Origin of the sequence: Acinetobacter brisouisimilis, from assembly GCF_000368265.1 — a bacterium.
In the GTDB taxonomy this organism is placed as follows: domain Bacteria; phylum Pseudomonadota; class Gammaproteobacteria; order Pseudomonadales; family Moraxellaceae; genus Acinetobacter.
In genome coordinates this window covers 41,492-55,783 of the sequence record NZ_KB851217.1, presented here as the reverse complement: position 1 = coordinate 55,783, position 14,292 = coordinate 41,492, and the positions used below count along the sequence as shown (strand labels likewise).

Annotated in this window: 13 protein-coding genes and 1 pseudogene; 6 read left to right on the top strand and 8 right to left on the bottom strand. The window is 41.0% G+C overall.

Annotated elements, in window-relative coordinates:
* Window positions 1-61 precede the first annotated feature (61 nt).
* Window positions 62-1,288, bottom strand: a pseudogene (locus F975_RS01090) (efflux RND transporter periplasmic adaptor subunit).
* A gap of 349 nt (window positions 1,289-1,637) precedes the next feature.
* Here F975_RS01090 and F975_RS01085 point away from each other — a divergent pair.
* Genes F975_RS01085 through F975_RS01075 form a run of 3 tightly spaced genes read left to right on the top strand, consistent with a single transcriptional unit; the run spans window position 1,638 to window position 3,392 of the window.
* Window positions 1,638-2,210 carry a hypothetical protein gene (locus F975_RS01085; protein ID WP_004749573.1) on the top strand — a complete coding sequence of 191 codons (573 nt, stop codon included), beginning with the start codon at window positions 1,638-1,640 and terminating at the stop codon, window positions 2,208-2,210.
* Complete coding sequence (locus F975_RS01080) at window positions 2,180-2,677, top strand: chalcone isomerase family protein (protein ID WP_004749572.1); 498 nt, start codon at window positions 2,180-2,182, stop codon at window positions 2,675-2,677. Before F975_RS01085 ends, F975_RS01080 begins: the two co-directional genes overlap by 31 nt.
* 19 nt (window positions 2,678-2,696) lie before the next feature.
* Entirely contained in the window at window positions 2,697-3,392 is a 696-nt protein-coding gene (locus F975_RS01075) for a response regulator transcription factor (protein ID WP_004749570.1), read from the top strand.
* Here F975_RS01075 and F975_RS01070 read toward each other — a convergent pair.
* The 7 genes from F975_RS01070 to F975_RS01040 are packed head-to-tail and all read right to left on the bottom strand — an operon-like array spanning window position 3,389 to window position 10,858.
* Window positions 3,389-4,717: a sensor histidine kinase gene (locus tag F975_RS01070; protein ID WP_004749569.1), complete on the bottom strand. Its 1,329-nt coding sequence runs from the start codon at window positions 4,715-4,717 to the stop codon at window positions 3,389-3,391. The genes F975_RS01075 and F975_RS01070 overlap by 4 nt on opposite strands.
* A 28-nt stretch (window positions 4,718-4,745) precedes the next feature.
* A complete protein-coding gene (locus tag F975_RS01065; protein ID WP_004749567.1) occupies window positions 4,746-5,795 on the bottom strand; it encodes an SAM-dependent methyltransferase in 1,050 nt (349 codons plus the stop codon).
* 8 nt (window positions 5,796-5,803) lie between these two features.
* Window positions 5,804-6,583 (bottom strand): DUF1295 domain-containing protein, encoded by a 780-nt coding sequence (locus F975_RS01060; protein ID WP_004749565.1) that lies wholly within the window; start codon window positions 6,581-6,583, stop codon window positions 5,804-5,806.
* Between the two features lie 27 nt (window positions 6,584-6,610).
* Window positions 6,611-7,810 carry an SAM-dependent methyltransferase gene (locus F975_RS01055; protein WP_004749563.1) on the bottom strand — a complete coding sequence of 400 codons (1,200 nt, stop codon included), beginning with the start codon at window positions 7,808-7,810 and terminating at the stop codon, window positions 6,611-6,613.
* Window positions 7,811-7,816: 6 nt separating this feature from the next.
* Window positions 7,817-8,602 (bottom strand): DUF1365 domain-containing protein, encoded by a 786-nt coding sequence (locus F975_RS01050; RefSeq protein ID WP_034425511.1) that lies wholly within the window; start codon window positions 8,600-8,602, stop codon window positions 7,817-7,819.
* Window positions 8,603-8,621: 19 nt separating this feature from the next.
* Complete coding sequence (locus tag F975_RS01045; protein ID WP_004749561.1) at window positions 8,622-9,887, bottom strand: NAD(P)/FAD-dependent oxidoreductase; 1,266 nt, start codon at window positions 9,885-9,887, stop codon at window positions 8,622-8,624.
* Window positions 9,884-10,858 carry an acyl-CoA desaturase gene (locus tag F975_RS01040; RefSeq protein ID WP_004749560.1) on the bottom strand — a complete coding sequence of 325 codons (975 nt, stop codon included), beginning with the start codon at window positions 10,856-10,858 and terminating at the stop codon, window positions 9,884-9,886. Before F975_RS01040 ends, F975_RS01045 begins: the two co-directional genes overlap by 4 nt.
* Before the next feature lie 929 nt (window positions 10,859-11,787).
* Here F975_RS01040 and F975_RS01035 point away from each other — a divergent pair.
* The 3 genes from F975_RS01035 (at window position 11,788) to F975_RS01025 (ending at window position 14,088) form a co-directional block, all read left to right on the top strand.
* Window positions 11,788-13,047: a M20 family metallopeptidase gene (locus F975_RS01035; protein WP_004749558.1), complete on the top strand. Its 1,260-nt coding sequence runs from the start codon at window positions 11,788-11,790 to the stop codon at window positions 13,045-13,047.
* An 18-nt stretch (window positions 13,048-13,065) separates the two neighbouring features.
* On the top strand, window positions 13,066-13,683 hold the full coding sequence (locus tag F975_RS01030; protein WP_004749556.1) for a trimeric intracellular cation channel family protein: 618 nt from the start codon (window positions 13,066-13,068) through the stop codon (window positions 13,681-13,683).
* Between the two features lie 159 nt (window positions 13,684-13,842).
* The gene (locus F975_RS01025; RefSeq protein ID WP_171063126.1) at window positions 13,843-14,088 is read left to right on the top strand and encodes a TIGR03643 family protein; all 246 of its coding nucleotides are present in this window, start codon (window positions 13,843-13,845) and stop codon (window positions 14,086-14,088) included.
* Window positions 14,089-14,292: the final 204 nt, after the last annotated feature.

Below are 14,292 nucleotides of genomic sequence, written 5' to 3'. Positions count from 1 at the left end.
CCTTCACGCAAAAAACTGACTGCGATCGTCCACTCTATCCAGAGTCGTCCAAGAAAGCTGTTCAATTGAATTTCACCGGTAATTCATTTTTGCTGTCAGCAGCATAGGCGTGAGCAAAAGGAATTTTTTCTAGTTTCAGGCGTACGCGCGTACCATCAGTCAGTGAAGAAACAGGGTTAGCCAAAATATGATCCCCTGCCTTTAAACCCGCAAGGACTTCTGATATGGCTAGACCACGTAAACCCAAAGTGATCGGCTGATGCTGTATTTTTCCGTTACGTACCAAGAGTACGGTTGCCTGATTACCTTGTACATTGGTTAAGGCATCATTTGGGATCGCCAGTGCTCGGTCACGTTTTGCTGTTTCAATATTCACAGAAACAGTCATATCCTGACGCAAAAATTCAGGCACAGGGTCAACCGCCAAGCGAACTTCTACCGTACCGCGCTGCGGATCAATGCTCGGCGCAATAAAATTAATACGGGCAGGAAATGGTTTATCTGGGTAAGCGTCAGCAATGACGATAGCATGCTGCTGTAATGCAAGCTGTGGTAAATTGCGCTCATCGAATGGTACACGTATTTCTGTGCTGCCATCCAGTGCGATGGTGAGGAGGGTACGGCCATGCTGTACCAGATCACCTGGTTCCACATTACGTGTCAGTACTGTACCTGCCACTTCAGCGCGGACTTGGGTTCTAGCCAGTTGTGCCTGCAGCGCAGCCAGACGTTCACGGAGCAGTTTCTCCTCAACATTGCCTGGGGCTAATGCCGTTGCTGCCAAGCGTGCTGACTCAAAGTTATTACGAGCCACCCGTTCAGCTTTATCCGCTTGTTCCTTTGCTTCAGTCGATAGGCTTCCAGATTCGCTCAGGTTGCGCCTGCGGTTTGCTTCACGGATCGCTTGATCTAGCTGGACTTTAGCATTGGCCAAATCAACTGCAGCCTGTGGGCGTCTGCTGGTCGCCAGTTCGGTAAGTGCGGTCTCTGCCTGTTTCACCTGAGCAACAATCTCATCGGATTTTAGGACCAACAGCAAATCTCCACGTGAAACTCGGTCACCTTCCTGTACAAAGCGTTTGAGAATGACGCCCGTAATTTCACTCCCAACCTGAGCACGCGATACTGTCATCACTCGTCCAGTTGCTACGACTGTTTGTACGATGGGCATCGAGACAACACTGTAGCTTGGTAATAGCGGCCCCTGCTACCAGCGTAATGCAGCAAAACTTGCAGCAATAATCAACACTGCAATAATCACGACATACTTATAGCTGACAGTGTGCAATGAGCTTCTCCAGATTAGATTAAAATGGGCATATATATCTGCAAAGTACCCCCCGTTCAGGTGAGTTGTATTGCGTTATACTCTTTTGAATATAAAATGTTCTTGAGCTGATTGATAATATATTTTCACGTTTAAAACGGTTTTTTTTAAATAAAAAGCGAACTAAATATCTCTAGGCTGGGTGCCGTATCGGGAAAGTTTCTCGATAAGTAAAATTTACACAATCATTATCATCTCTGTGAAATTTTTTGATTTATTGGGTCTCATGGCATCAGACCAGACAAAATAGCTATTCACATTAGTTTCACATCGTTTTTCTTACATTAAATAAAAACGAAGGAATAGTGTGATGAAAAGACTAAAAACCCTCATGGCAACGACTATCGCAGTTTTAAGTTTGACTGCGTGTAAAACTGTTCCAAGTTATACCAATGACTATGCTAATGCAGATCAAAATATAAAAGGTATTACCTTAAATGACGAACAGGCCTACAGTATAGGTTCACATTTTGTAGCCGCATTCAATACTTTGGGTACACCCGTTTTTGTTGATCGCGCAAGTAGTCTCTATGCGGATCAATTGTTTATTAATGATACTTTATCTCAGTTTGCGAACAAGAAAGACTTAATCAAGCATTTTGAAGGCATGAATAGTCAGGTCAGCAATGTCAGTGTCAAACTGATTAGTGCTACACATCACGAGGATTCTGCATATATTCATTGGAAAATGGCGTATGACTTTAAAATTTTTGGTAGTAAAAGAGCCATGAAGTCATATGGCATAAGTGAAATCAAAATCAATCAAGCGAATCAAATCATATTTCAGCAAGATTTTTGGGATCCAGCAAATGGTCTTTACAGATCAATGCCTGTAGTTGGAGGAATTTACGGATGGATTTTGCCTTTCAAAAATACACGCTAATACTCACGGGAATGATATTGCAATGCTGCGTATCATCGAATGCTGCAACATTAAAACAATGTAGTTCAGCCCCTATCATGGTCAGTAAAAATAATGTTGGGCATGTGAACTATTTTGCAGAGAGCTGTCAGAAAGCTTGGGACAATCAAAGCATTCAACTTGATTTTTCTTATGAACGCGACATACCAGGATGGGCTTTTAAGCAGGCTGCGACGTATTTTTTAAAAAAGAACGTTACAGACAATACTTCACTAATCACATTAAATAAAATTACTGAATGGTATCAACCCGTCAAAAAAGGAGATTTATATCGTTTAAATTACCAGCATAGCAGCAAAAAAATGACATTGTCCCTCAATAATAAAGTCTTGGGACAAATTAGTGATCCTCAAATAAATCAATATTTTAAAATATGGTTTGGGCATGCACCTTTTAATGCTAAATTAAGACAACAACTATTAAATTAATAGGATTCATGGTTAACATATGAATAATCACTTTATTCTGATGGTTGAAGATCATTTTGATTTAGCAGCAACGGTTTGCGAATTTCTTGAAGCGCATGGCTACATTATCGATCATGCTCGCAATCTTGATGCAGCAAAGACTTTTCTTAAATCTCAGCCTTACCACTTATTATTATTAGATATCAATTTACCCGATGGTTCTGGCTATGATTTGTGTCACTGGATCCGCAATCAACAAAGTCTGGATATCCCTGTGCTTATGCTCACAGCGCGCGATACGCTTGATGATAAACTGAAGGGTTTTGCGGCAGGGACTGATGACTACTTGGTAAAACCTTTTGATTTTAATGAGCTTGTTGTACGCATACGCGCTTTAATTAAACGGTCTTTAGGTGAGGTGTCAAACAACAAACTACAAATTCATGATCTGATTTTGGATAGTGCTAAACAGACGGTATCTCGAGCTGGGCAGATCATTGAACTTCCCCCGATTCAATTTAAATTACTCAAAATTTTGATGCGTAACTCTCCTAAGGTCATTACCAAGCAAGAAATCATGATCGAGCTATGGGGGGATGAGGAACCTGAAAGCGATGCTTTACGTAGCCACATTTATAGCTTACGTAAAATGATCGACAAACCCTTCCCTCAAAAGTTACTTCATACTGTTTCAGGCGTGGGGATTAAAATCTCACTCGAACCTAGTGAATATTAATGAAAATACACCACCACAATGAGCCCCGTACTTGGTACTAAATTGAGATCAGGATGTGCAGATAGATAATACTCTCGATCAAACAGTTCGACTCTCCAGCCCAGCTGTTTACAGAGTTTTTCGACCAGCTGCAAACCAATCCCGTGACCTTTAACCTCAAATGTAATTTGTGAGCTATTTAATTCTTGCGCCTTGGCATCATTTGGAAGACTAATTCCAATTCCATTGTCTGCAATGACTAAATTATGTTTTTGCTGAATAATATGGATTTCTGAACCTTGCGAATAATTCAGCGCATTTCTTAGAATATTACTGAGTACCATCTTGGTCATGGATGGGTATAAATTCCGAGGTTGCTCTAATTTTTCACATTGCACATGGATCAACATGCCTTTGCTTTGACTCACTGTCTGCAATGACTCGACCAAGTCCTCAATAATTTCAGATAATAAAATTTGCTCCGAGGATAAATTCTGAGTGGTATTACGTGCAATCGCCAACAAGGTATCTACCAAAAGTTGCATATCATCAATCGTATTACTCAAACGCTTAAATGCTTTATCGTCACCATAACGTGCCTGACATAACTGTACATTTCCTTTCAGAATTGTCAGCGGTGTGCGTAATTCATGACTCACATCACCTGTAAATTCCCGTTCGCGCTGAATAAATGTACTTAAAATATAGTGATATTTTTCTAAAGCCTGCTTAAGATATTCCGCGTCCATATTGCCATTGGTATAAATATCTTCAAATGGAGATGCCTGAGTATTTTGATGTTCCCAATCAATATGCTCTAATGCATTTGCCAGTCGGGTAATGGGTGAAAAATAGCGCCTAGCCCGTCGGTTTGACCACCATAAAAAGCTATATAGAACAAATAGGCTAAACATAAGAGGCGCTAGGCCAAATAACCACACCAATTTATTTACATTGCTTTCACCAAATACCAGTAATACGTGCTGTCCATTTCGCTCACCATAAACGGTCATTCGCTCTTTACCATCTACCCAGATGCGGTGCACACCCATGTCTAGTGATATATTCTGAAAGCGCTGAGGAGGAATACGCGTATTCCATCGATAACCATATAGATTCTTTGTGTCTGGCAAATCTGCATTCGGGTTGCGATCTATACGCACCCAGTAATGCTCCATTTCTTGCTCTAATGCAGTTTTTAATAGCGAACCTTTGATGACCCAAGCACTGCAAGCAATCCCGACAACAATCGATAAAGCAATCAGGCCAATTTGCAACCAGTAATAACGATTGAATATTTCTGTAAGGGCATGCTTTTGATGGTTGTGTGCTTGGGATTTCAGCATATAAGTTTCCTAAATGAGAGCCAGACGATTAGCTGTTTTTATTTTGAAATAAAAAATGGCCAATCACCCATTCTTGACCTTGTTCGAAACCAAATAGTTCCGCACAGGCCATGAAAAAAATTCTCCAGCACTGCCACCATGCATCCGCATCTTTTCCATAAACCTGATCAAATATTGGTCTGAGTTCGGTCTCCTGCGCATCCATATTACTGAGCCATGCATTTGCTGTTTTTTCATAGTGTTGACCTGACCACTGCCAATGCTGACTCAGTTCCAGATGCTCTTGGAAGTGTAAAAAAGTGGACACTGAAGGCATTAAGCCACCTGTGAAAAAATATCTAGACATCCAGTCATATTCTGACTTTATTTCAAATGGATAATGTAGAAAACGATGGCAAAAAATATGACACCACAATAACCCATCTGCTTTGAGCCATCCGCTAATTTTTTCAAATAAGCGTTGGTAATTTCGAACATGTTCAAACATCTCTACGGATACTACACGATCGAAATAATTAGATGTCAGTTCCAATACATTTACATCACACGTCAACACTTCAATATTGGTTAGCCCTTGAATCTTAGCTTGCTCCAATATATGTTTGCGCTGTGTTTTAGAATTAGAAACCGCAGTAATATGCGCATTCGGATAACGTTCAGCCATCCACAAAGTAAATGAACCCCAACCACAACCAAGCTCTAAAATTTTTTGACCATCTTTTAACTGTGCTCGTTCGCTATAGAGCTGTAATGAATAATTTTCTGCTTGATCTAGTGTCGTAGTTTCATGCGGAAAATAACATGCGCTATATTTTAACCGCTTGCCTAAAACTGCCTGAAAGAACTGGGTTGGGAGTTCATAGTGTTGTTCATTGGCTTTATCTGTCTCTATCGCAATTTTGCTTTGTTTTAACAGATTAAGTACGTCCATATAACGCTGTGCAGCCTGTTCAGGATCATAACGCCCTTCCTGAATCAGGCGTTTTTTACTTAATGCACGAATTACAGCTCGAATTGCTGGGTCAGGAATTAAACCACTTTCAACGAGTTTTAAAGATTTCTGAATAATATAATCCATGTGTGTACCTATTTTTTGGGTTTCCACGGAATGAACATTGATGTTCGCTGCTGATAATCGAGATAATTCTGCCCCCGATTTTTAACTGCCTGTTGTTCGCTAAACGGAATGCCCGTGATGTAATACAAAAACAACCACATCAGAAATGGATAAATCCACAACACGTAGAGTCCTGCTGCCAGTCCTAATATGGGATAAACAAACCAATGTATCCACTCAAAGAAATAATTGGGGTGACGGGAATAGCGCCAAAGCCCCTGATCCATGGTTAAACCGTGATGTTCTAGCTGTCGTTTAAAGGCATATAATTGCTGATCAGCAACTGTTTCTCCTATAAAAGCAACCACCAAAATAACGACTGCGATCGCTAAAATGATAGGATAATCAGTCCGCCAATCTTGTTCAGCCGTCGTCAGTAATGCCCACATTGGCAAGAAAAATAAGATGACTAGTCCTGCCTGAAATATAAAAAACAGCAGAAAACCAATATGCTGAAACTTTCCCATTGCCTGACGCATATTGGCATAGCGTGTATCTTCCTTGCGTTCGGCAATATAGCGACGGAGTAGATGAGCACTCAGTCGGAGAAACCAGATACCACTACAGATGCCAATAAACATACGTATCGGCAATGGAGCAACATCTGTCAAAGAAGCAGTCAGTAAAATATTTAAAGCAAGGCAAGCACTCCAGGCAACATCTACTATGCCAACGCGGCGGTTGAATGTTGCCCAGAGCCAACAGCACAGCATAATCACAAGGTTCAAGATCATGAGTTCAACTAACATCATCTTCTCCTGTTTTGATCAGGCAAATTAGTAGCTGCTGGCTTCAAACAGCATATGCACATCGCTAATCACGCCTTCTTTAAAGCCTCCCTCGCAATAGCATAAGTAAAAGTCCCACATTCGAATAAAGTTTTCATCAAATCCGAGATTTAAAACCTGATCTTTTACAGCAAGAAAACGTTCACGCCAATGATGAATAGTTTGAGCATAACTCAAGCCAATATCATCTAACTGTTTCAAACGCAGCTTTTGTTCTGAAGCTGTCTGGGTCAGCACACTGATGCAAGGAATAAAACTACCTGGGAAAATATACCGTTTAATAAAATCAACGGTTTTGAGCGCTTTTTGATAACGCGCATCTTCAATTGTAATGGCCTGAATAAGTGCTAAACCTTTCGGTTTGAGTAACTCACGACATTTTTTAAAATAGGTTGGAAGATACTGCTCGCCTACTGCTTCAATCATTTCAATCGAAACCAATTTATCGTACTTACCTTCCAATAAACGATAGTCTTTCAGTTGTACATCGATGCGATGACTTAACCCAGCCGCATGGACACGAGCGATCGCTTCTTGATATTGCGCTTCGGAGATCGTAATGGTTGTGACTTTACAACCATATTGTTGCGCTGCATATATAGCAAAACCGCCCCATCCACTCCCGATTTCCACCAAATGATCTAAAGGTTTTAATTGTAATTTCTGACAAATCAATTCTTTCTTTAATTCCGAAGCGGCATCTAATGACATGTTGTCATGCTCAAATACAGCACTGGAATACATCAGTGAATCATCCAAGAACAGTTTGAAGAAATCATTACTTAAATCATAGTGTTCAGCAATGTTTTTGCGACTACCACTGATGCTGTTTTTACGAGTTTTATACCAGTTTTTCAGTACAAACTGACTCACTTGAGCAAGCGCATTTTGGTTGAGTTTGTCTAGAATCTCGCGATTTCGTGCCAAGATTTGAATCAGTTCAACCAGATCATCACTTTTCCAGTCTCCGCGAATATATCCTTCGGCAGCACCTAAAACACCATGTTTAAAGATTAATTCGATGAGTTCAGGATTATGCACCTCTACAATGGCATGCAAATCCGAAGCCTCTCCTAATGTGCCATTCCAAACGCCACGAAAACTGATCTGTCCATGCCGCAACTTAAGTAGGCTTCTCAACAAAAAAGGTAGCGAATCTTGCTCACCATAAAGAAATGCTTTCATCATGAGGTATTAATCCTTATTTTTCTTTGGGTGACGGTAAAATGGAACTTTTTTCCACCACAACTGAAAGGCTTGTATATAGATTGAAGCCATCATTTTAAAAGGCTCAAGGCTATGTCTCAGAGCATAATGATGTTGTTGTGAAGGAAATGTGATTGGATTTAAACGAAAGCGCATTGTGGCATCAAAGATCTGTTTGCCTGTTTCAAACAACTGCATATGAATGACATTTAACGTCGCAGAAAAATTAAATCGCCAACGATAATCAATCTCCATCGGCATAAACGGTGAAACATGGAATGATTTTTCGAAATTAAACTCAAAACCTTGGAAATCACCATGTGACGTGAGCTGATTTCGGCAGTCGTGTAGGTAAACCTTGCGTTCATTCCACGGGGTATTGGTGATTTCACTCAAAATAAAGCGTGGCTGCTTTTGTTCTTGATCAAAAATGAAATAAAACACCACTGAATTAAACCGAAAGCCCAGACAGCGCGGCAAAGCCAGTATGCGTATTTGTGAAGTTGCAGATAACATGACATCTGCATATTGCAATACGGCTTTTTGTACTTTTTCTCTCAGTGTGCCGTGGTAGGCAGTTAAAAAATCTGCAGCATACAAATTGAGTATGTTCCAGCGATGTGAAGACCACAGCCATGAATTTGCAGTTATCGTTTCAAGTTGATCTGGATCAAACCACAAATAGCTTAATTTAGACTCAAAAGCATGCTGTTTGGGTACATAGCGCCTATGACGTATGGTTGCCTCTGCGATTGCAAGCGAAGTATTCAATATTTGATCGCTCCATGCAAAATCACAATAATTTTTCTAAATAATCGACTACACGTGCAGCACTTCGAGCGCCATCTTCATGAAACCCCCATCCCCAGTAAGCACCACAATAAGAGCTGCGATTTAGCCCTTGCAGTTCATGCCAGCGAGATTGAGCCTGAATCGCTTTTTGATCAAAAACAGGATGGCGGTAATACCGTTGCACCAATATCTTTGCTGGATCAATATCCATATTTGGATTTAATGTTGCGAAGATTTGCTCTTTGCATTTGAGATTCTGCAAATTATTCATCCAGTAGGTAAAACCATAATGAATTGCTGACAAATCATTGGACGATCGATTCGCTGGTGTGACATGCACATGCCAACTTGCCCACTGTGAACGTTGCTTCGGCATAATCGATGTATCATGATGAACTACCATATGGTTATCTTGATATTTAAAGTTTTGTAAAATTTCTTTTTCTAAATCAGTTGGATCTTTTAATAATTTTAGACTGTCATCTGCGTGACTGGCAAAAATCACCCAGTCAAAAACTTGAACGCCTGTATCCGTTTCTAGCAGTACATGGTCTGTATGCCGACTCACGTTTTTAATCTCTAGATTTTTCCATTGGATTGCAGGACATTGCTGCTGAATTGCACGAATGTAACGATTTGAGCCATTCTTAACAGTCTGCCATTGCGGGCGCTCTTTTAACTGTAGCATCCGATGATGCTGGAAAAAGCTCACCACAAACTTATACGGAATATTACCGACCTGATCGACAGGTGCTGACCACAACGCACCACACATCGGATACAAATGTTCTAGACGGAATTCCTCTGAATAACCATGTTGGTTTAAATAGGCTTCTATTGTCATTTCAGGATCATGATTGATCACAGATCGTTCTTTATTATCTTGATAAAAGCGTAATAAATCTGCCAACATACGACGAAATTTTTTGTTGAAAAAGTTTTGAGGACGAGTCAGTAAAGACCATTTTTTGGAAGGATTGTATTGTAATCCCGTCACACGATTATTGACTGAAAAACTCATGTCACTGGACTGAGCATCAACACCAAGCTGGGCCAACATCTCACTAAATAATGGATAATTGTAGTCATTGAATACAATAAACCCACTGTCAACAGTAATCGCCTGCCCCTTAATTTGAAAATGGTGGGTGTCAGTATGCCCACCAAAATAAGCATTTTTTTCAAAGACGGTGACTTCATGTTGAGCTGACAGTTTCCATGCAGCATAAAGCCCAGAAATACCCGAACCTATGATTGCAATTTTCATGAAAAATCCCCGTTTTTTAATTTTTTTGAACTGATATTGATTTCTGACAAATTGCGGCGGCTGGCGACATAAATGCGTTTTGGAACAGGTTTTAAACCCCAGACTAAACCGAACCAAGACAGGATTTTTAACACATAATAAGTCACATCAATCTGCCACCAGTAAAAACCCTGACGGGTACTCCCTGCATAAAAATGATGATTGTTATGCCAGCCTTCTCCCAAAGTAATAATAGAAAGCAATAGGTTATTTCGACTCTGATCCTGAGTATCAAAATCCTGTGAACCATATAAATGTGCCAGAGAATTAATACATAATGTGGCATGAATCAAACATACCGTTGAAATCACAAAACCCCACACCAGCAATTGCGGGCCTGTTGTTTGAAAATCTGGATACGCGAACGCCAACCACTCGCCCAATGCATAAATGGCAGCAGCCGTGAGTAATACGATAGGAAGGCTGAAGCGATCTAACCAGATCAATTCTGGATATTTGAGCCAATCTTTAATGACTTCTTTGCGAATTTTAAAATTCTGATCATTCAGAAACCACCCTATATGGCTATACCAAAACCCATATGTGGACGAATGCGGGTCGTTTTCTGTATCGGTAAAACGGTGATGATAGCGATGATGCGCAGCCCACCATAAAGGACCACGCTGAGCACTCATTGTCCCAATTAAGATAAAAATAAACTGAACGAATCTGGACGTTTGAAAAGTTTTATGTGACAAGTAACGATGAAAAAATGCGGTAATAGCAAACATTCTAATGACATAAAAAAACAGCATAAAGCATACTGCAAACTTAGACACACCGACCCAAAGTACTGCTAGACACGCAATATGCAGCAGAATGAAAGGCAAAATGCGTAGCCACTGAATTTTATAAGCGCTGTTTGGATGCACTGATTGTGTTTGTACATCACCTGACCAGCTATCTATCCAGCGTAGAAAAAATTTAAGCATCGTTTCTTCCGGATTTTAAGTATTTCTTTGTAGGATTCATTCTAGATATAGCAAAATGAAATTTATGTGAAGTAAATCTTTTTGATTTTATTCATACTATTATTCAGGCCGAGAAAAATAGCATGATCAATAGTGTGATTTTTGATCAGGTGTTATAAATCATTCAGAAAAATGAGCCACCACCGATTTTCCAACCAGCTTTGAATGAGATGAAATGGCTAATTAGCAGGTGCTTATGACCGTAAGTTATCCCTTGAAGAATTCAAAATTGAAGCAGTAAAGCAAGTTATGGAGAAAGGTTCGGGTAGCTGAGGTTGAAGGTCGTTTAAGTATGACTACACGCGTCATGGGTGGCCAACATTTTTAAAATCACAATCTGGATGCAGCAGGGTTGTCGTCTGCACAGTATACGGCTTATGTCATGATCATGCTGTGGCTGAAATTTTTTTCAGTGATTAAAATGAGAAAAGATCAAGACAAAATATAGCTCAACAGCTAAGCCAAACCTGATATTTTTGAGTAGATTGGGATATTCTAAAATTTGGAATACAAACATAGTTCTAGTGATCAGTGTTATCGATGAGATGATGAAAAGGTCTATCAAAAGATCGTGATGTGTGTCTAAAATTTTAGTGGTTATTCCGTCATAGTGGTGCAGAATATAAACAGAAGCTCAAAGCTATATTGCCTATAGCGGTTTTTTTCAGATGGATGAAGAAAACCAGATTTGGACTCATTTCAGTGTCCAAATTGGCGAGAACAAGACCGACCACGTGCAGTAAAAATTAAAAGTAATGGACTTCATTGGAGTAAAACAATCCAGATTATGTCTGAAGCTAAAAGAATATGATGATTTATCTACATGGCGCAGGGCTTGATCTGAAGATTTAAATCTTGTTGTTACCCACTCATTGTTTAAGGATGATTTTATGAATCGTACAGCAATAACAGCTATCTTAAAAAATCTGGATCAGCTCATACCTGAACTGGAAACCTTGTACAAAGACGTACACGCTCATCCTGAATTGTCGATGCAAGAAACCCGAACTGCTGGGCTTGCCGCAGACTGGCTGCGCAAGGCAGGTTACGAGGTGACAACCGGTGTTGGAAAAACAGGCATTGTCGGTCTTTTGCATAATGGCGATGGTCCAACAATCATGTTACGCGCCGACATGGATGCCCTTCCGATAGAAGAAGCCACCAAACTTCCGTACGCCAGTACAATCACCCAGATGGATAACCAAGGAAAGCCTGTACCTGTTGGGCATATGTGCGGTCATGACATGCATGTCACGTGGCTCGTCGGTGCTGCTGTTTTATTTGCCCAAACTCGTGATGTCTGGAAAGGTACCTTGATGATCGTGTTTCAGCCTGGTGAAGAAACTGCCGAAGGAGCGAGAGCGATGATAGAAGATCGCCTGCTAGAACGTTTTCCGAAACCTGCGGTGGTACTTGGTCAGCATGTCATGCTGGGAGCAGCTGGAGAAATTGCAGGTAGTGCAGGCCCCATCACTTCAGCCGCAGATAGCTTGCAGATCAGACTTTTCGGTCGGGGTGCTCATGGCTCTATGCCACAAGCTGCCATTGATCCAGTTGTTATGGCTGCATCTACTGTTCTTCGACTACAAACCATTGTGGCGCGTGAGGTGGCAGCAACCGAAGCAGCCGTGATCACCGTCGGTGTATTGCAGGCAGGGACAAAAGAAAATGTGATTCCTGACGAGGCAATCATCAAACTGAATGTTCGGACTTTTGACGCGGGAGTTCGCACACGTGTTTTAGCTGCCATTGAGAGAATCGTAAACGCAGAGGCAGAAGCTTCGGGAGCTCCACGCAAACCAGAAATTACCCCACTAGATCAATATCCTCTCAATGTGAATGATGTTGATGCAAGTAATTGCGTTGCCGAAGCATTCCGCGCCTATTTTTCACCAGCACGCGTTCACCATACTGGGCCATCACCTGCGAGTGAGGATTTTGGCTGCTTTGCTACAGTTTGGCAGGTTCCATCGGTATTTTGGTTTGTTGGAGGTACAGATCCAGCAGCTTACGCCAAGGCAAAAGCCGAAGGAACATTAAACCACATGCCAGTCAACCATAGTCCGTTATTTGCTCCCGTGTTGCATCCTACTTTGGAAACGGGTGTCGAAACTTTAGTCGTGGCAGCCCTTGCCTGGCTAACAACATAAAGAGCTTGGAGACTTAACATGCAAACGCTGCTGTTAGTGCTTGATCTGGTTGGGACATTTGTCTTCGCGATTAGTGGAGCAATCGCAGGGGTAAAGCGACAGCTTGATCTTTTTGGAGTTCTTGTACTTTCCTTTGTAGCAGGGAATTTCGGGGGAATTACCCGTGATGTGCTCATCGGGTCTGTTCCACCAAATGCCATTAATGATTGGCGGTATTTGGCAGCCTCCCTGCTCGCAGGCATCATCACATTTTACAGGTCTTCGATCATCGACAAATTAAGCAGCCCTATGCTGATATTTGATGCGGCAGGGTTGGGGCTCTTTGCTGTTGCTGGCACACAAAAAGCACTGACTTTTGGTTTAAACCCTATCATGGCAACATTGTTGGGTATGCTGACAGGTATTGGTGGCGGAATGGTGCGTGACATTCTTTTAGCGGAAGTACCTACAGTGATGCGTGCTGATGTCTATGCAACCGCAGCTCTGGCGGGTTCAAGTATTGTTGTCATCAGCCCATTTCTCCATATTCCGTCTGCGGCTGCTACCACTGCTGGTGCATTGCTTTGTTTTGGGCTGCGTTTAATGGCGATTCGTCATGGCTGGCACTTGCCTATCGCACAAAAACCCAAAAAATAAACAGAACCTGACGCAGATTTTTGAGATGAAAAACTGATTTTTTCAAATTCAATTGCATCAAATAAAGACTTAGGTTATCTATAGGCATTTGTAAAGCAAATCAAACTCAACAAATTTTCTTGAATATATGGGAATAATCCGATGTTCAGTAGTGTAAAAATGATCTATGCTGATCTATCTCGTGTGATTGAAATGGCATGGGAAGATCGAACACCTTTTGAAGCAATTCAACGTGAGTATGGCTTAAATGAGTCTGCGGTGATTGAACTGATGCGCCAGAATTTAAAATCAAGCAGCTTTAAACTTTGGCGTAAGCGAGTCACAGGGCGTAAAACAAAACACTTGCAGTTACGTTCAACAGAGATCAGTCGCGCCTACTGTAGTCGTCAGTATAAGCACGCATGATCAGATGAGCTTAAGCCTGTACATTTTGTTCACGGGCTTATGCACTTTTTTAGATGCGCAGATGATTAAAGTAAAAAATACTCTTACCCTTCAAATCAGTTTATATTTTAAATAAAATTAATGTCTTAGTTGCGAGCCGCTGGATGGTATTTTCCACCTCATAACATTCATAACATTCATAACATTCATAACATTCATAACATT